Annotated in this window: 17 protein-coding genes and 1 other RNA gene; 6 read left to right on the top strand and 12 right to left on the bottom strand. The window is 62.6% G+C overall.

Annotated elements, in window-relative coordinates; genetic code table 11:
* Positions 1-35: 35 nt before the first annotated feature.
* The 10 genes from gcvP to CAF74_RS14215 form a co-directional block, all read right to left on the bottom strand.
* A complete protein-coding gene (gene gcvP, locus CAF74_RS14170) occupies positions 36-2,909 on the bottom strand; it encodes an aminomethyl-transferring glycine dehydrogenase (RefSeq protein WP_085746741.1) in 2,874 nt (957 codons plus the stop codon).
* A 134-nt stretch (positions 2,910-3,043) separates the two neighbouring features.
* The gene (gcvH, locus tag CAF74_RS14175) at positions 3,044-3,427 is read right to left on the bottom strand and encodes a glycine cleavage system protein GcvH (RefSeq protein WP_085746742.1); all 384 of its coding nucleotides are present in this window, start codon (positions 3,425-3,427) and stop codon (positions 3,044-3,046) included.
* 49 nt (positions 3,428-3,476) lie between these two features.
* A complete protein-coding gene (gene gcvT, locus CAF74_RS14180; protein WP_085746743.1) occupies positions 3,477-4,559 on the bottom strand; it encodes a glycine cleavage system aminomethyltransferase GcvT in 1,083 nt (360 codons plus the stop codon).
* 157 nt (positions 4,560-4,716) lie between these two features.
* On the bottom strand, positions 4,717-6,333 hold the full coding sequence (locus CAF74_RS14185; protein ID WP_085746744.1) for an iron ABC transporter permease: 1,617 nt from the start codon (positions 6,331-6,333) through the stop codon (positions 4,717-4,719).
* A gap of 156 nt (positions 6,334-6,489) precedes the next feature.
* Positions 6,490-7,494 carry an extracellular solute-binding protein gene (locus CAF74_RS14190; RefSeq protein WP_085746745.1) on the bottom strand — a complete coding sequence of 335 codons (1,005 nt, stop codon included), beginning with the start codon at positions 7,492-7,494 and terminating at the stop codon, positions 6,490-6,492.
* Between the two features lie 107 nt (positions 7,495-7,601).
* Positions 7,602-8,819 (bottom strand): 2-octaprenyl-3-methyl-6-methoxy-1,4-benzoquinol hydroxylase, encoded by a 1,218-nt coding sequence (locus CAF74_RS14195; protein WP_166673439.1) that lies wholly within the window; start codon positions 8,817-8,819, stop codon positions 7,602-7,604.
* A gap of 9 nt (positions 8,820-8,828) precedes the next feature.
* A complete protein-coding gene (locus CAF74_RS14200) occupies positions 8,829-9,314 on the bottom strand; it encodes a DUF4442 domain-containing protein (protein ID WP_085746747.1) in 486 nt (161 codons plus the stop codon).
* On the bottom strand, positions 9,307-10,494 hold the full coding sequence (gene ubiH, locus CAF74_RS14205) for a 2-octaprenyl-6-methoxyphenyl hydroxylase (RefSeq protein ID WP_085746748.1): 1,188 nt from the start codon (positions 10,492-10,494) through the stop codon (positions 9,307-9,309). The genes CAF74_RS14200 and ubiH overlap by 8 nt, the downstream gene beginning before the upstream one ends.
* Positions 10,491-11,825, bottom strand: coding sequence for a Xaa-Pro aminopeptidase (pepP, locus tag CAF74_RS14210; protein ID WP_039765352.1), 1,335 nt, complete (start codon positions 11,823-11,825; stop codon positions 10,491-10,493). The genes ubiH and pepP overlap by 4 nt, the downstream gene beginning before the upstream one ends.
* Before the next feature lie 27 nt (positions 11,826-11,852).
* Positions 11,853-12,413, bottom strand: a complete 561-nt coding sequence (locus tag CAF74_RS14215) for a YecA family protein (protein ID WP_085746749.1) — start codon at positions 12,411-12,413, stop codon at positions 11,853-11,855.
* A gap of 125 nt (positions 12,414-12,538) precedes the next feature.
* Between CAF74_RS14215 and CAF74_RS14220 the strand changes: the two genes are divergently transcribed.
* The 4 genes from CAF74_RS14220 to CAF74_RS14235 all read left to right on the top strand — a co-directional run bounded on the left by CAF74_RS14220 (position 12,539) and on the right by CAF74_RS14235 (position 13,957).
* Positions 12,539-12,748 carry a TIGR02449 family protein gene (locus CAF74_RS14220; RefSeq protein ID WP_007940359.1) on the top strand — a complete coding sequence of 70 codons (210 nt, stop codon included), beginning with the start codon at positions 12,539-12,541 and terminating at the stop codon, positions 12,746-12,748.
* On the top strand, positions 12,745-13,062 hold the full coding sequence (locus CAF74_RS14225; RefSeq protein WP_007967943.1) for a cell division protein ZapA: 318 nt from the start codon (positions 12,745-12,747) through the stop codon (positions 13,060-13,062). The genes CAF74_RS14220 and CAF74_RS14225 overlap by 4 nt, the downstream gene beginning before the upstream one ends.
* 30 nt (positions 13,063-13,092) lie before the next feature.
* A non-coding RNA gene (gene ssrS, locus CAF74_RS14230) (6S RNA) lies at positions 13,093-13,271 on the top strand.
* An 80-nt stretch (positions 13,272-13,351) separates the two neighbouring features.
* Positions 13,352-13,957, top strand: a complete 606-nt coding sequence (locus tag CAF74_RS14235) for a 5-formyltetrahydrofolate cyclo-ligase (RefSeq protein ID WP_085746750.1) — start codon at positions 13,352-13,354, stop codon at positions 13,955-13,957.
* Positions 13,958-13,992: 35 nt separating this feature from the next.
* Here the strand turns inward: CAF74_RS14235 and CAF74_RS29260 are convergent, their stop codons facing one another.
* Positions 13,993-14,148 (bottom strand): hypothetical protein, encoded by a 156-nt coding sequence (locus CAF74_RS29260; RefSeq protein WP_007911192.1) that lies wholly within the window; start codon positions 14,146-14,148, stop codon positions 13,993-13,995.
* Positions 14,149-14,345: 197 nt separating this feature from the next.
* On the opposite strand from CAF74_RS29260, the gene CAF74_RS14240 reads away from it, so the two are divergent.
* On the top strand, positions 14,346-14,798 hold the full coding sequence (locus CAF74_RS14240) for an EVE domain-containing protein (protein WP_085746751.1): 453 nt from the start codon (positions 14,346-14,348) through the stop codon (positions 14,796-14,798).
* Positions 14,799-14,868: 70 nt separating this feature from the next.
* Here the strand turns inward: CAF74_RS14240 and CAF74_RS14245 are convergent, their stop codons facing one another.
* A complete protein-coding gene (locus tag CAF74_RS14245) occupies positions 14,869-15,276 on the bottom strand; it encodes a flagellar basal body-associated protein FliL (RefSeq protein WP_007951814.1) in 408 nt (135 codons plus the stop codon).
* Between the two features lie 150 nt (positions 15,277-15,426).
* On the opposite strand from CAF74_RS14245, the gene CAF74_RS14250 reads away from it, so the two are divergent.
* On the top strand, positions 15,427-16,404 hold the full coding sequence (locus CAF74_RS14250; protein ID WP_085746752.1) for an NADPH:quinone oxidoreductase family protein: 978 nt from the start codon (positions 15,427-15,429) through the stop codon (positions 16,402-16,404).

A 16,404-nucleotide genomic window follows, 5' to 3' on the forward strand; every position in this document is an offset into this window, starting at 1 on the left:
GCCGCTCACACGAGCGGCATTTTTTTGCCCGCTGTTCAGCGGTAATCGTCCACTGGCACGCAGGCGCAGAACAGGTTGCGGTCGCCGTAGACGTTATCGACCCGGTTCACCGCCGGCCAATATTTGTGCGCTTTGGTGTGCGCATCCGGCGTGATGCCCTGCTCGATGCTGTACGGCCGCTCCCACACGCCGGTGATATCGGCCAGGGTATGCGGCGCCCGTTTGAGCGGGTTGTCCTCGGCCGGCCAGTTGCCGTTCTGCACCTCGGTGATTTCTGCGCGGATGCTCAACATCGCGCCGATGAAACGATCCAGTTCGGCCTTGGACTCGCTCTCGGTCGGCTCGACCATCAAGGTGCCCGGCACCGGGAACGACATGGTCGGCGCGTGGAAGCCGTAATCCATCAGGCGCTTGGCGACGTCTTCTTCGCTGATGCCGGTCTGCGCTTTCAGCGGCCGCAGATCCAGAATGCATTCGTGGGCGACCCGCTCGTTGCGACCGGTGTACAGAATGGGGAAAGCACCTGACAGATGCTGCGCCAGGTAATTCGCCGCGAGGATCGCCACCTCGCTGGCATCCGCCAGTCGTGGCCCCACCATCGCGATGTACATCCAGCTGATCGGCAGAATGCTCGCACTGCCCCATGGCGCGGCGCTGACCGCTCCGTTCTGCGGTTGCGGCCCGTCGATCGGAATCACTGGATGATTGGCAACGAACGGCGCCAGGTGCGCACGCACGCCAATCGGCCCCATGCCCGGCCCGCCTCCGCCGTGGGGAATGCAGAAGGTCTTGTGCAGGTTCATGTGCGACACGTCGGCGCCGATGTCCGCCGGCCGCGCCAGCCCGACCTGGGCATTGAGGTTGGCGCCGTCCATGTACACCTGGCCGCCGTGCTTGTGGATAACTTCGCAGATTTCGCTGATGCCTTCCTCGTACACGCCGTGGGTCGACGGGTAGGTCGCCATCAGGCACGACAGCTTGGCCCCGGCCTCGGACGCCTTGGCTTTCAAATCCTCCAGATCAACGTTGCCCGCCTCATCGCACTCGACGATCACCACGCGCATCCCGGCCATCTGCGCCGAGGCCGGGTTGGTGCCGTGGGCCGAAGAAGGAATCAGGCAGATATCCCGCCCGCCCTGCTGGCGGCTCTCGTGGTATTTGCGGATCGCCAGCAGCCCCGCGTACTCGCCCTGGGCACCGGAGTTGGGCTGCATGCAGATCGCATCGAACCCGGTGATCGCGCACAGCCAGCGCTCCAGTTCCTCGATCATCAGCGTGTAACCAACGGCCTGCTCCCGGGGCACGAACGGGTGCAGGTTGGCGAATTGCGGCCAGGTGATCGGGATCATTTCGCTGGTGGCGTTGAGTTTCATGGTGCAAGAGCCCAGCGGGATCATCGACTGGTTGAGCGCCAGATCCTTGCTCTCCAGTTGTTTGAGGTAGCGCAGCATCTCGGTTTCGCTGTGGTGGGCGTTGAACACCGGGTGACGCAGGTAAGGCGTGCTGCGCTGCAGCGTGTCGGGAATGCCGGAAGCCAGCGTCTCGGCGTCGAGCTCATCGACGCTCAACCCGTGATCGGCGCCCAGCAGCACATCGAACAGTCTGGCCACGGTGTTTTCATCACAGGCCTCGTCGAGGCTCAGACCGAGTTGGCCACGACCGAGGATGCGCAGGTTGATCTGCGCGGACTGGGCACTTTCGATGATCGCGGTTTGCGCGCCGCCCACGTCCAGCGTGAGGGTGTCGAAGAAATGTTGGTTGAGGCGCTTGATGCCATGGCGTTCGAGCCCGACGGCGAGAATGCAGGTCAGCCGGTGCACCCGCTGGGCGATTCGTTTCAGACCTTCCGGGCCGTGATAGACCGCATAGAAACTGGCGATGTTGGCCAGCAACACCTGGGCGGTGCAGATGTTCGAATTGGCCTTCTCCCGGCGAATGTGCTGTTCGCGGGTTTGCAGGGCCATACGCAGCGCGACGTTGCCGCGGGCATCTTTCGACACGCCGATGATCCGCCCCGGTATCGCCCGTTTGTATTCCTCGCGACTGGCGAAAAACGCCGCGTGCGGGCCGCCGTAACCCATCGGCACGCCGAAGCGCTGGGATGAACCGAACACCACGTCGGCACCCAGTTCGCCCGGCGGGGTCAGCAGCAACAGACTGAGCAGATCGGCCGCCACGCAGGCCAGCGCCTGCTGCGCGTGCAGGTGATCGATCAGTGGCCGCAGGTCGCGGACTTCGCCGTGGGTGTCGGGGTATTGCAGCAGTGCGCCGAACACCTGGTGCTGCTTCAAGTTGTCCACAGCGTCGACGATCAGCTCGAAGCCGAAGCCTTCGGCGCGGGTCTGCACCACGGAAATGGTTTGTGGATGACAGTTTTCGTCGACGAAGAACAAATTGCTTTTCGACTTCGCCACGCGCTTGGCCAGGGCCATGGCTTCCGCCGCAGCGGTGGCTTCATCGAGCAGCGAAGCATTGGCCAGTTCAAGACCGGTGAGGTCGATGGTGAGTTGCTGAAAGTTGAGCAACGCTTCGAGCCGGCCTTGGGCGATTTCCGGTTGGTAAGGCGTGTAGGCGGTGTACCAGCCGGGATTTTCCAGCACGTTGCGCAGGATGACGGTCGGGGTCAGGGTGCCGTGGTAGCCCATGCCGATCAGGCTGGTCCAGACCTGATTCTGCTCGGCATAACCGCGCAGCTTTGCCAGCGCCGCCTGTTCGTCCAGCGCCGGCGGCAGGTCCAGCTCGCGGTTGAGGCGAATGCCCGGCGGCACGGTCTGTTCGATCAGTTCGACCCGGCTGCCGAGGCCGAGGCTGTCGAGCATCGCCTGCTGCTCGGCGGCATCGGGGCCGAGGTGGCGGCGCAGAAAGGCATGGGGATCGCGTAACTGGCTCAAGGATGGCAACTGGGACATGACGGGCTCTCTCTTGGCTGGCGGCTCGGCGTCAATGCAACACGGTCAAACCAGCATAGCAGCCACCCCGACGGCCAAAGTCCCGGGCAGAAAAAAGCCCCGACGGGTCGGGGCTTTGGGGTCTCGCCTGCAGCTTATTCGCCGATGGCAGCCTTGTAGCCGGCAGCATCGAGCAGCTTGTCCAGCTCGGCCTTGTCGCTTGGCTTGAGCTTGAAGATCCACGCGGCGTACGGATCGTTGTTCAGCTCTTCCGGCGCGTTGGCCAGGTCTTCGTTGACGGCAATCACTTCGCCACCGACCGGGGAATAGATGTCGGAAGCAGCCTTTACCGACTCGACGACACCGGCAGCATCACCGGCGGCGAACACCTTGCCCACTTCTGCCAGCTCGACAAACACCACATCACCCAACGCTTCCTGGGCGTGATCGCTGATGCCCACGGTGACGGTGCCGTCGGCTTCCAGACGCGCCCATTCATGACTTTCGGCAAAACGCAGTTCAGCTGGGATGTTGCTCATGCTCGGTGTCCTCAAGAAATTGTCAGCGGTCGTGCCCGCCGGAAAAGGTTTAGATCAAGGTTTTGCCGTGACGGACAAAGGTCGGTTTGACCACTCGTACCGGATACCACTTGCCACGGATTTCCACTTCGGCGCGGTCGGCAGTCGCCATCGGTACACGCGCCAGGGCAATCGACTTGCTAAGCGTAGGAGAGAAACTACCACTGGTGATCTCCCCTTCGCCAACATCAGCGATACGAACCACCTGATGGGCCCGCAAAACCCCGCGTTCCTCAAGCACCAGGCCGACCAGTTTGTGCTGCACGCCGGCGGTTTTTTCCGCTTCCAGCGCGTCGCGACCGATGAAGCGGCGCGTGGCCGGTTCCCAGGCGATACTCCAGGCCATGTTCGAGGCCAGTGGCGAAACGTCCTGGTGAATGTCCTGACCGTAAAGGTTCATGCCGGCTTCGACCCGCAACGTGTCGCGGGCACCGAGGCCGATGGGGGAAATGCCGGCGCCCACCAGATCGTTGAAGAATCCGGGGGCCTGATCGGCTGGCAGGGCGATTTCCAGACCGTCCTCACCGGTGTAACCCGTGCGCGCGATGAACCAGTCGCCGTCGATGTGACCTTCGAAAGGCTTGAGCATCTGGATCAGGTTGGCGCGGGACTGGGTCACCAGTTCGGCAATCTTGTGCCGGGCATGGGGGCCTTGAATGGCGAGCATCGCCAGCTCGGAGCGTTCGTGCATATGCACATCGAAGCTGCCCAGCTGTGCCTGCATCCAGGCCAGGTCCTGATCGCGGGTGGAGGCGTTGACCACCAGACGATAACCGTCTTCGAGGCGGTAGACGATCATGTCGTCGACGATGCCGCCGCGCTCGTTGAGCATGGTGCTGTACAACGCACGGCCTGGGCTGTGCAGGCGTTCGACATCATTGGCCAGCAGATGCTGGAGCCAGGCCTTGGCCTGGGGGCCGGTGACATCGATCACGGTCATGTGGGAAACATCGAACACCCCGCAATCGCGACGCACCTCGTGGTGTTCCTCGACCTGCGAGCCGTAATGCAGGGGCATGTCCCAACCGCCAAAATCGACCATCTTCGCGCCGAGGGCGAGATGCAGGTCATACAGAGGCGTACGCTGTCCCATGGGTTTCTCCTTCCGGGCGTGGCGAAGGTGCGGAGCGCTGCTGCACGGATCGGAAAGCCCTGTAAAAAAGGGCTTTCAGCCGATTTCAGCGACAGGGTCTGTCAGACGGACCGCACCGAATGCCGCGCATTGTAGCCGCATGATTCAGGACTGACGACTAAGTGTTTCGATGCGCCGAACGGCGAATAAGTCCGATGACCGGCAACAAGCCGACCAGCACCAGGGTCAGCGCCGGCAACGACGCCCTCGCCCATTCGCCTTCGCTGGTCATTTCGAAGATCCGCACCGCCAGCGTGTCCCAGCCAAACGGGCGCATCAGCAGGGTTGCGGGCATTTCCTTGAGCACATCGACGAACACCAGCAACGCGGCGCTGAGCGTGCCGGGCAGCAACAGCGGCAGATACACTTTGAAAAACAGTCGCGGCCCGCTGACGCCCAGGCTACGTGCCGCTTCAGGCAAAGAGGGCCGTATACGCGCCAGACTGCTTTCCAGCGGCCCATAGGTCACCGCCACGAACCGCACCAGATACGCCAACAGCAACGCCGCCAGACTGCCCAGCAGCAGCGGTTTGCCCGCACCGCCAAGCCAGCCGGACAGCGGAATCACCAGCTCCCGATCCAGATAACTGAACGCGAGCATGATCGACACCGCCAGCACCGAACCCGGCAAGGCATAACCGAGATTGGCCAGACCGACCGCAGAATTGATCGCCCGGGTAGGCGCCAGACGCCGGGCGAAGGCCAGCAACATCGCCACGCTGACCGTGATCAACGCCGCCATGCCGCCCAGATACAACGTGTGGAGAATCAGCCCGGCGTAGCGCTCATCCAGATCGAATCGCCCGCGCTGCCAGAACCACACCACCAGTTGCAGCACAGGAATGACAAACGCGCAGGCGAACACCAGACTGCACCAGCCGGTCGCCGCCCAGGCCTTGGGCCCGCGCAGGTGATACAGCGCCTTGACCCGTGGCCGTTCATTACTTGCCCGATTCGCGCCACGCGCGCGACGTTCGCCGTACAGCACCAGCATCACCACCAGCAGCAACAGGCTGGCCAGTTGTGCGGCGCTGGGCAGGCTGAAGAAGCCGTACCAGGTCTTGTAGATCGCGGTGGTGAAGGTGTCGAAGTTGAACACCGACACCGCGCCGAAATCCGCCAGGGTTTCCATAAGCGCCAGCGCCACGCCGGCACCGATGGCCGGCCGCGCCATCGGCAGTGCCACGCGCCAGAACGCTTGCCACGGCGACTGCCCGAGCACCCGCGCGGCTTCCATCAGTCCTTTGCCCTGGGCCAGGAACGCGGTGCGCGCCAGCAGGTAGACGTAGGGATAAAACACCAGCACCAGCACCAGAATCACCCCGCCGGTGGAGCGCACTCGCGGCAGGCGCAGGCCGGTGCCGAACCATTCGCGCAGCAGGGTTTGCACGGGGCCCGCGAAGTCCAGCAGGCCGACGAACACGAACGCCAGCACGTAGGCCGGGATTGCGAATGGCAGCATCAGCGCCCAGTCGAGCCAGCGGCGGCCGGGGAATTCGCAGAGGCTGGTGAGCCAGGCGAGGCTTACGCCGATCAGCGTTACACCGATGCCTACGCCGAGGACCAGCGTCAGTGTGTTGCCCAGCAGACGCGGCATCTGGGTTTCCCACAGGTGCGACCAGATCTGGTGGTCGATGGTTTGCCATGAGAGCAGGAGCACGCTGAGGGGGAGCAGCACCAACGCGGCGATGGCGAAGACGATGGGGTACCAGCGGCGTTGGGCGGGGTGGGCCAAGGAAACAGTCTCGTTCAAATGATTGTGCCCACGCTCTGCGTGGGCACACATTCTGTGACGCTCCGCGTCACGCTGTCGATGATGCGACGCAGAGCGTCGAGGGCTGCATTCCCCCGCAGAGCGTGGGAACGATCAAACAGTGCTGTCAGGAAAGACTCAATTCCAACCCGCCCGATCCATCATCCGGATCGCTTCAGCCTGGCGCTTGCCCGCCACTTCAACCGGCAACGTATCAGCCACGAACTGCCCCCACGCCGCCACTTCTTCCGAAGGCTTCACCGCCGGATTCGCCGGAAACTCCTGGTTCACGTCGGCAAAGATCTTCTGCGCTTCAGGCGTGGTCATCCACTCCACCAGTGCCTTGGCGGCTTCCGGATGCGGCGCATGTTTGGTCAGGCCGATGCCCGACAGGTTGACGTGCACACCGCGATCCGCCTGGTTCGGCCAGAACAGTTTTACCGGCAGCTCCGGCTTCTGCTTGTGCAGGCGTCCGTAGTAGTAGGTGTTGACGATGCCGACGTCACACTGACCGGCGTTGATCGCCTCCAGCACCGCAACGTCGTCGGAGAACACGTCAGTGGACAGGTTATTGACCCAGCCCTTGAGGATCTTCTCGGTCTTCTCGGCGCCGTGGACTTCGATCATGGTGGCGGTCAGCGACTGGTTGTAGACCTTCTTCGCCGTGCGCAGGCACAGGCGGCCTTCCCAGTTCTTGTCGGCCAGCGCTTCGTAGGTGGTCAGTTCGCCCGGTTTCACCCGTTCGGTGGAGTAGGCGATGGTCCGCGCGCGCAGGCTCAGGCCGGTCCAGGCGTGGCTGGACGAGCGATATTGCAGGGGAATGTTGGCGTCGATGGTTTTCGAGGTGAACGGCTGAAGAATGCCCATCTGCTCGGCCTGCCAGAGGTTGCCGGCATCGACGGTCAGCAGCAGGTCGGCGGTGGCGTTCTCGCCCTCGGCCTTGATCCGCTGCATCAGCGGCGCTTCCTTGTCGGTGATGAACTTGATCTTCACCCCGGTCTTGGCGGTGTAGGCATCGAACACTGGCTTGATCAGCTCATCGATACGCGAGGAGTAGACCACCACCTCGTCGGCGGCCTGGGCGGCAGTGCTGCCGATCAGGGTCAGGGCCAGTGCGGTCAGAACACGCTTGGATGCCAACATGGGAGCGGTCTCTCGGTCGGGAAAAGTGGCCCAAATGATAAGGACTCACATTTACGAGCTCAATCGAACACTTTCCCAAGGAGTTACCAGATGTTGCACGATACTCGTCAGGCCTTGGCGAGGGCCGGCAAGTCCCCGGTCAGCCCCAACGCTTCACGCACGAACAACGCCTTGGCCTCGGGCATCTGCTCGACGATTTTCAGCCCGGTATTACGCAACCAGCGCAGCGGCAACGGATCGGCCTGGAACAACCGCTCGAAGCCTTCCATCGCGGCCATCAGCGCCAGATTGTGCGGCATGCGCCGGCGCTCGTAGCGGCTCAGGACTTTCACGTCCGCCAGGCGTTCGCCGCGTTCGTTGGCTTGCAACAACACTTCGGCCAGCACCGCGGCATCGAGGAAGCCGAGATTCACGCCCTGCCCCGCCAACGGGTGAATGGTGTGTGCGGCATCGCCGATCAGTGCCAGCCCTTCTGCCACGTAGCGCTTGGCGTGGCGTTGACGCAGCGGCACGCACAGGCGTGAGTCGGCGCTGATGACGTCGCCAAGGCAACCTTCGAAAGCGCGTTCGAGTTCACGGCAGAAATCCGCCTCATCCAGCGCCATCAGCCGTTCGGCTTCGCTTGGCGTGGTCGACCAGACGATCGAGCACCAGTCCTGCTGACCGTCACGCTCCAGCGGCAAAAACGCCAGCGGCCCGTGATCGGTGAAGCGCTGCCACGCGGTCATGCGGTGCGGTTTGCTGCTGCGCACGCTGGTGACGATGGCGTGATGCAGATAATCCCACTCGCGAGTGGCAACGCCGGTCAGACGGCGCACAGCGGAGTTGGCACCGTCCGCCGCGATCACCAGCGGCGCACGCAAGGTGCGGCCATCGGCCAGGGTCAGCAGCCAGTCGTCACCGGAACGGCGCATCTGCTCCAGTCGCGCGTTGGCCAGCAGACCCATATCGCAATCGTGCAGACGGTCGAGCAAGGCATCCTGCACCACGCGGTTTTCGACGATATGGCCGAGCACATCGGCGTGCACGCTGCTGGCCGAGAAATGGATCTGGCCGGTGCCGCTGCCGTCCCAGACGTGCATGTCGGTGTAAGGGCTGCTGCGTCGGTTGACGATGCCGTCCCACACGCCGAGGCGATCGAGGATCCGCTGGCTGGCCGCCGACAATGCGCTCACCCGTGGCTCGAACGGCGCATCGCCATTGAAGGGTTTGACGCTCAACGGACTGCCGTCGAGCAGCAGGACTTCCAGCCCGCTGCCCTGCAACGCCAGCGCCAGGGCGCTGCCGACCATTCCGGCTCCGACAATCAGCACATCCGCGCGCATTTCCATGCTTTAAGCCTGTCTCGCTGGCGGCTTGAGCCGCACGTAAAGGGTTTTACCGACCCGCGCCACCAGATTGCCAGCGCCGTCATGAATGTCGACCTGCAACTGCGGCAGGTATTTCTCGCCACTGGCGGTCTGCCGACGGATCTCGTCGAGCAGGGTGTCGTCGATGTTGAACCTGGCATACACCGGGCCTTTGCCCGGCGATATGAAATCAATGTCGGCGGCCTTGTCCCAGACGATGTACCGCGAGCCGAGGTTCTCCATGAGCATCAACATGAAAAACGGATCGACCATCGAATACAGACTGCCGCCGAACTGGGTGCCGACGTAATTGCGGTTGTACCATCCCAGGCCCATCGAGACCTGAATGTCACGAAAGTCATCGCTGATGTGCTGCACCCGGACACCGGCGCCGAAGTACGGCGGGTAGAACGTCATGATCCAGCGCATCAGCCGCGCCTTGCCAAACCGTTTGATCAGCCACTCACGCATCCGGTCGCGTCCCCAGCCCCATGGCCTGACGGGCGAACCAGCGCTTGGCCGGCGGCAGCAGATCGAGGCCGAGCAGGCCGATGTTGCGCCCCAGCGACACCAGCGGCTGAGTGCTACCGAACAGGCGCGTGACCTGATCGGAGAAACCCACGGTGAGATCCTGATCGAGACGCTGACGCTCGCGATAGGCCTGCAACGTGGCGAAATCCCCCAGCGGTTTGTCGCTGGCCAGCAGCGCGGCGGCCAAGGCATCGGCATCGCGCAGGGACAGGTTGAAACCCTGCCCGGCAATCGGATGCAGGCTGTGGGCGGCGTTGCCGAGAACGGCCAGATGCGAGCGCACCTGCTCTTCGGCTTCCACCAGCGACAGCGGATACAGATGCCGCGCGCCAACTTGTTTCAACGTACCGAGACGGTAGCCGAACACACCTTGCAGCTCGCTGAGGAAATCACGTTCGCTCAGGTCGGCCAGACGTTGCGCGTCCATGCCCAGACGGGTCCAGACCAGCGCGCAGCGGTTTTCCGGCAGCGGCAGCAGCGCCATCGGGCCTTCGTCGGTGAAGCGCTCGAAGGCCATGCCATTGTGCGCTTCGCTCGGGGTGATGTTGGCGATCAGCGCGCTCTGGTTGTACGGGCGCTTGCGCACGTTGATGCCCAGTTGCTCGCGCAGACCGGAACGGCCGCCATCGGCGAGCACCGCCAGATCGCATTCGACCGTGATTTCATCGTTGAGGGTCAGCCGATAGCCGTCGGGCAGCGGCTCCATGCGGGAAACTTCCGCCGGGCAGCGCCAACTGATCACGTCTTTGTCGAGGTGCTGCCACAGGCACTGGCCGAGCCAGGCGTTTTCCACCACATAGCCGAGCGCCGGGACGCCCTCTTCCATCGCCGACAGGCGAGCAGTGGAAAAGCGACCACGGTCGGATACATGAATCTGCTTGATCGGTTCGGCGCGGCGGGAGATTTCCTGCCACACGCCCAACCGCTGATAAATCTGCCGCGAGCCGAAGGACAGCGCCGAGGAGCGCGCGTCGTAGCTTGGTTGCCAGGTGTCACCGGGGGCGAACGGTTCGATCAGCACGATCTTCCAGCCACGGGCCCTGGCGCCGGCCTGCAAGGCCAACGCCAGACTGGCGCCGACCAGACCGCCACCGATGATTGCCAGATTGACCCGACTCATGCCGCGCAGGTCCGTGCTTGCGCCATCAGCGCTTCGATCTCGGCGACGGTTTTCGGCACGCCGCCGGTCAGGATTTCACAACCGCTTTTGGTCACTACCACGTCATCCTCGATGCGCACGCCAATGCCGCGCCATTTCTTCGCTACGTTCTGATTGTCCGGGGCGATGTAGATGCCCGGCTCCACGGTCAGCGCCATGCCGACTTCCAGCACTCGCCATTCACCGCCGACCTTGTATTCGCCGACGTCATGCACATCCATCCCGAGCCAGTGCCCGGCGCGATGCATGTAAAACGCCTTGTAGGCTTCGGAGGCGATCAACTCGTCCACTTCGCCCTGCAACAGCCCCAGCTTCACCAGCCCGGTGGTGATCACCCGAACCGTGGCTTCATGCGCCTGGTTCCAGTGTTTGTTCGGGGCGATTTCGGCGAACGCGGCTTCCTGCGAAGCCAGCACCAGTTCGTAGATCGCTTTCTGTTCAGCGGAAAACTTGCCGTTGACCGGCCAGGTGCGGGTGATGTCACTGGCGTAGCAGTCGATCTCGCAACCAGCGTCGATCAGCACCAGATCGCCGTCCTTGAGCAGCGCGTCATTCTGCTGGTAATGCAGGATGCAGCTGTTGCGCCCAGCGGCGACGATCGAACCGTAGGCGGGCATTTTCGCCCCGCCCTTGCGGAATTCGTAATCCAGTTCGGCTTCGAGGCTGTACTCGTACAGCCCGGCACGGCTGGCCTGCATCGCCCGGATGTGGGCCTGGGCGGAAATCCGCGCGGCCTCGCGCATCACCTTCACTTCTGCCGCCGATTTATACAGGCGCATGTCGTGCAGCAGGTGATCCAGGGCAACGAATTCGTTCGGCGGCTGGGCGCCGAGGTGCGCCTTGGAGCGGATCACGTTGATCCAGTCCATCAGGTGGCGGTCGAATTCCGGGTTGCTGCCCATCGCCGAATACACCCGGTCGCGGCCTTCGATCAGGCCCGGCAGAATGTCGTCGATGTCGGTAATCGGGAAGGCGTCGTCGGCGCCGAAATCGCGGATCGCGCCTTCCTGGCCGGCGCGCAGGCCGTCCCAGAGTTCGCGCTCGGCGTTGCGTTCACGGCAGAACAGCACGTACTCGCCGTGTTCGCGACCGGGCATCAGGACGATGACCGCCTGTGGCTCGGGGAAACCGCTCAGGTACTGGAAATCGCTGTCCTGGCGATAGACATGCTCGACGTCACGGTTGCGGATGGCGACCGCGGCGGCAGGCAGGATCGCGATGCTGTTGGGTTCCATCTGCGCCATCAGCGCCTTGCGGCGCCGGGCGTATTCCGCTTTCGGGATATGGATCATGGGCAGATGGCTTTCCCTGGCACGCGATCAGTGCAGCGACGGCTTGGCCGCTGGCGGCACGTCGGCCTTTTTGGTTTCGGAGAACAGCAGCAGCGGAGCGACACGCAGGTACTCCATGACTTCCATATAGTCGCTTTCGCCGTCTTCGGATTCTTCCAGTGCGTCTTGCACCTGGGAGATCGCTGCCAAATCCTGCAACACTTCGGTGGCTTCGGTGCTCAGCATGCTGCTGTCGCGGCAGTTCAGGCCGAAACCGGTAAGGAAGCCCTGGCACCATTCGCCCAGTGCGGCGGCGCGCTCGGCCAGTGGCGCGTCATCGTTCGGCAGTAGCAGAACCACGGTGACGTCATCGCCGGTGAGTTCGCTCTTGACCATCTCCTGCAGACCGATCAGCGCGTTGCGGACGTTGTCCTGCGGCTCGCTTTCGAGCAGCTCGGCGGCATCGATCAGCCATTCTTCGGCAGTGAAGCCGGCGCCAGCGCAACTGCGGCCCAGCAACAGGCCGTGCAGTTCGGCAGGCGAAACGGAGTGACCGCTGGAGTTCAGCAGGGTGGCAAAGCCTTGGTACGGGGAATTCTGAATGGGCATGGGCAGCTAGGCGCCAGACGGCGCTATGTCTAGAATGAAGGCCTTGTATCCTACATCGACAGACTCGCCAAGACCATTAAAGGCTGTCCGCCAGCCAAACCCATCAGACCGAATCAGTGGACACAATGGAAGACACCGACCTGCAAGCGCTGATGGCCAGACTCGAACTGCTGATTACCCGAGTCGAGCAACTAAAGAGTCAAAATGCACTCTTACTTGCTCAGGAAAAGACCTGGCGCGAGGAACGCGCGCACCTCATTGAAAAAAACGAAATCGCCCGGCGTAAGGTCGAATCGATGATTTCGCGCCTCAAGGCCCTGGAGCAAGACTCATGAGTTCAAGCAATAGCGTTACCGTGCAGATCCTCGACAAAGAATATTCGATCATCTGTCCCCAGGAAGAACGCAGCAATCTGGTCAGTGCCGCGCGTTACCTGGACGGCAAGATGCGCGAAATCCGCAGCAGCGGCAAAGTCATCGGCGCCGACCGCATCGCCGTGATGGCCGCGCTGAACATCACCCACGATCTCTTGCACAAAGAAGAGCGTCCGGACATCCAGGCAAGCGGCTCGACCCGTGAACAGGTGCGTGACTTGCTCGATCGTGTCGATCTGGTGCTGGCCGACGATCCGGACATCAGCAAGGGCTGATTCGCCAGGCCGCTTGAGTTATACTCGCCGCACTCCCTGGGGTGCTTGCCAGTTGACGATGTCCCTGAGCCGATTTGCACTACCCTGGGGGTTGCACGTTGGGCTGGTGTGCATGTCCGCCAGACGGAAAGCCTTAAAGCCTACTGCATCCTCCACCTTGAACTCTCGGGTTCAAGGGCTAAGTCGACAGCGGCTCATCCGGGGAGCCTGATTCGAATCCGATGCCGGTGCATGCCGGCATCGGATTTTTTATGCGTACGTTTTCGCCCCACCCTGCCGAAGCCGAACCATGACCGAACCCGCGTTGCTGCCCCGTCCCCAACTGCGCCGCCTGCTGCGCAAGGCCCGCCGCTCGCTGACGCGAAGCGAACAACGCCAGGCCGCCGAAGGTCTGTACAAGCAACTGGCACAAGACCCGCACTTTCGCCGGGCGAAACACATTTCCCTGTACCTGCCCACCGACGGTGAAATCGACCCGCGCCTGTTGCTGCGCGCGGCCCAGCGTCGGGGCAAGAAAACCTACCTGCCGGTGCTCAGTGCCTGGCCGCGGACCAAAATGGTCTTTCAGCAGATCCGTCCCGGCGAAAAACTCAAACCCAACCGCTTCCGCATCCTTGAGCCGCGCGCCAATATGGCCCGTCAACGCAAGGTCTGGGCGCTGGATCTGGTGCTGTTGCCACTGGTGGGATTCGACGATGTCGGCGGACGCCTGGGCATGGGCGGCGGATTCTACGATCGCAGTCTGGCGTATCTGGCCCGACGCCAGAACTGGCGCAAGCCGACGCTGTTGGGGCTGGCCCATGAATGTCAGAAAGTCGAACGTCTCGCGCAAGCGAGCTGGGATGTACCGTTGCAGGGAACGGTGACAGACAAGGCGTTGTATTTCGCGGGATAGACGCCGCGCGGATCAGCGGCGTCGAGAAGGCAGTTTCAGCGTTTGAAGGCTGTCGACTGTTGTACTTGTTGCGCTACTTCAATCGGTGCATCGGCCTTGTTGGCCCACAGACTTTGCGCATAACCGGTGGTCACGACGCCCAGACCGAACAAAATCACCAAAGTCCACAGCAAATCCGGTTTGCGTTTCATCGATTGCCCCCCTCAAGGCACATCATCACGATGACAGCAGCGGTTTCCATTCGTAGGCCGTGCAGCAGCGTCAAGCTTTAAAGGCCGGCATTTTGCGACAACGTGAACCTCTGCGCAAATGCTGGCGTCAACCGACCGTCGGTTTGTCATAAAATTGCCGGACAACCTGCCCAATGACCGCTTGAGGAGCAAAAACCATGGCCTACTGGCTGATGAAATCCGAGCCCGACGAACTCTCGATCAAGGGCCTGGAAAAGCTCGGCAAAGCGCGCTGGGACGGGGTTCGCAACTATCAGGCACGCAATTTCCTGCGGGCCATGGCAGTTGGGGACCAGTTCTTTTTCTACCATTCCAGCTGCCCGGAGCCGGGGATTGCCGGAATCGGCAAAATAATCGAAGCCGCGTACCCGGATCCCACCGCACTGGAACCGGAAAGCCATTACTTCGATCCGAAAGCCACGCCGGAGAAGAACGCCTGGAGCGCGATTGATGTCGCCCACGTCGAAACTTTCAGCCGGGTCTTGAAGCTGGATTACCTGAAACAGCAGACCGCGCTGGCCGAGATGCCGCTGGTGCAAAAGGGTTCGCGACTGTCGGTGATGCCGGTGACGGCCGAGCAGTGGGCGGCGGTGATCGCGCTCAAACCCTGAGTCATTTGTCGCCTGACAAAATGCCATCGCTGGCAAGCCAGCGATGGGGACCGCCCGGACAACGAATGTCTTATTGAATGATCAGGTTGTTGAACAACAGATCTTCAACCACCGGCTTGCCGGTCTCGTCATTCATCACTTGCTGGGTCTGCTTCAAGGCTTCCTGACGCAGTTTTTCCTTGCCTTCGATGCTGCCCATCGCATCGGTGGTCTGCTGGGTGAACAGCGCCACCAGTTGATTGCGGATCAGCGGCTCGTTGGCCTTGACCAGTTTGGTCGCCTCTTCACCGGTCACCCGCAGTGCCACGTCGGCCTTGTAGACCTTGAGCTTCGGGGTGCCATCGAGCCCGTAGTTGCCCACAAACGGCGGGCTCAGGGTGATGTAGTTGACCTTCGGCGCCTCGCCTTCTTTGGCTTCTTCGGCCAGCGCTGCCACAGGCAGAGACAGGGCCAGCAACAACATGATCCACGCTTTCACAATTCGCTCCTTATCCGGTTTGCGGCCTAGCATAACGACCCGCCGCGCAAGCACAAGCTTATGGCGGACTATCAGGGCCGGGCATGCTCGTTGACCCGTTGACTGCCACACCTACACTTATCGGCCATCACTCCCAAAGGAATAGCCCTGATGAAAGCCGTGCTGTGCAAAGCCTTCGGCCCTGCCGAATCGCTGGTGCTGGAAGACGTCGCCAGTCCTGTCGCCAAAAAGAACGAAATCCTGCTGGACGTGCACGCCGCCGGGGTCAACTTCCCGGACACGCTGATCATCGAGGGCAAATACCAGTTCAAGCCGCCCTTCCCGTTCTCCCCGGGTGGCGAAGCCTCCGGCGTGGTCAGCGCGGTGGGTGAAAAAGTCAGTCACCTGAAGGTCGGCGACCGGGTCATGGCCCTGACCGGCTGGGGCAGCTTCGCCGAGCAGGTCGCGGTTCCGGGCTATAACGTGCTGCCGATCCCGCCGTCGATGGATTTCAACACCGCCGCCGCCTTCAGCATGACCTACGGCACGTCGATGCACGCCCTCAAACAGCGCGGCAACCTGCAACCGGGTGAAACCCTGCTGGTGCTCGGTGCTTCTGGCGGTGTTGGCCTGGCCGCCGTGGAAATCGGCAAAGCCATGGGCGCCCGGGTGATCGCCGCTGCCAGCAGCGCGGAAAAACTCGCCGTGGCCAAGGCTGCCGGTGCCGACGAACTGATCAACTACAGCGAAACCAGCCTCAAGGACGAGATCAAGCGCCTGACCGACGGCCAGGGCGCCGACGTGATCTACGACCCGGTCGGCGGCGACCTGTTCGATCAAGCCATCCGCGCCATCGCCTGGAACGGCCGCCTGCTGGTGGTCGGTTTCGCCAGCGGCCGCATTCCCGAACTGCCGGTCAACCTCGCCCTGCTCAAGGGCGCCGCGGTACTCGGCGTGTTCTGGGGCTCCTTCGCCCAGCGCCAGCCGCAGGACAACGCGGCGAACTTCCAGCAACTGTTCGGCTGGTTTGCCGAGGGCAAGCTGAAGCCGCTGGTGTCACAGGTCTATCCGCTGGGCAATGCCGCGCAGGCGATCAATGATCTCGGGCAGCGCAAGGCTGTCGGGAAAGTCGTAGTGCAAGTGCGCTGA

Source organism: Pseudomonas sp. R45(2017) (assembly GCF_002112305.1).
GTDB classification, from domain to species: Bacteria; Pseudomonadota; Gammaproteobacteria; order Pseudomonadales; family Pseudomonadaceae; genus Aquipseudomonas; species Aquipseudomonas paraglycinae.

Coding starts and splice junctions, on each gene's coding strand:
- gcvP (WP_085746741.1), bottom strand. CDS start 2,909: ATGTCCCAGTTGCCATCCTTGAGCCAGTTACGCGATCCCCATGCCTTT.
- gcvH (WP_085746742.1), bottom strand. CDS start 3,427: ATGAGCAACATCCCAGCTGAACTGCGTTTTGCCGAAAGTCATGAATGG.
- gcvT (WP_085746743.1), bottom strand. CDS start 4,559: ATGGGACAGCGTACGCCTCTGTATGACCTGCATCTCGCCCTCGGCGCG.
- CAF74_RS14190 (WP_085746745.1), bottom strand. CDS start 7,494: ATGTTGGCATCCAAGCGTGTTCTGACCGCACTGGCCCTGACCCTGATC.
- CAF74_RS14195 (WP_166673439.1), bottom strand. CDS start 8,819: ATGCGCGCGGATGTGCTGATTGTCGGAGCCGGAATGGTCGGCAGCGCC.
- CAF74_RS14200 (WP_085746747.1), bottom strand. CDS start 9,314: ATGCGTGAGTGGCTGATCAAACGGTTTGGCAAGGCGCGGCTGATGCGC.
- ubiH (WP_085746748.1), bottom strand. CDS start 10,494: ATGAGTCGGGTCAATCTGGCAATCATCGGTGGCGGTCTGGTCGGCGCC.
- pepP (WP_039765352.1), bottom strand. CDS start 11,825: ATGATCCATATCCCGAAAGCGGAATACGCCCGGCGCCGCAAGGCGCTG.
- CAF74_RS14215 (WP_085746749.1), bottom strand. CDS start 12,413: ATGCCCATTCAGAATTCCCCGTACCAAGGCTTTGCCACCCTGCTGAAC.
- CAF74_RS14220 (WP_007940359.1), top strand. CDS start 12,539: ATGGAAGACACCGACCTGCAAGCGCTGATGGCCAGACTCGAACTGCTG.
- CAF74_RS14225 (WP_007967943.1), top strand. CDS start 12,745: ATGAGTTCAAGCAATAGCGTTACCGTGCAGATCCTCGACAAAGAATAT.
- CAF74_RS14235 (WP_085746750.1), top strand. CDS start 13,352: ATGACCGAACCCGCGTTGCTGCCCCGTCCCCAACTGCGCCGCCTGCTG.
- CAF74_RS29260 (WP_007911192.1), bottom strand. CDS start 14,148: ATGAAACGCAAACCGGATTTGCTGTGGACTTTGGTGATTTTGTTCGGT.
- CAF74_RS14240 (WP_085746751.1), top strand. CDS start 14,346: ATGGCCTACTGGCTGATGAAATCCGAGCCCGACGAACTCTCGATCAAG.
- CAF74_RS14250 (WP_085746752.1), top strand. CDS start 15,427: ATGAAAGCCGTGCTGTGCAAAGCCTTCGGCCCTGCCGAATCGCTGGTG.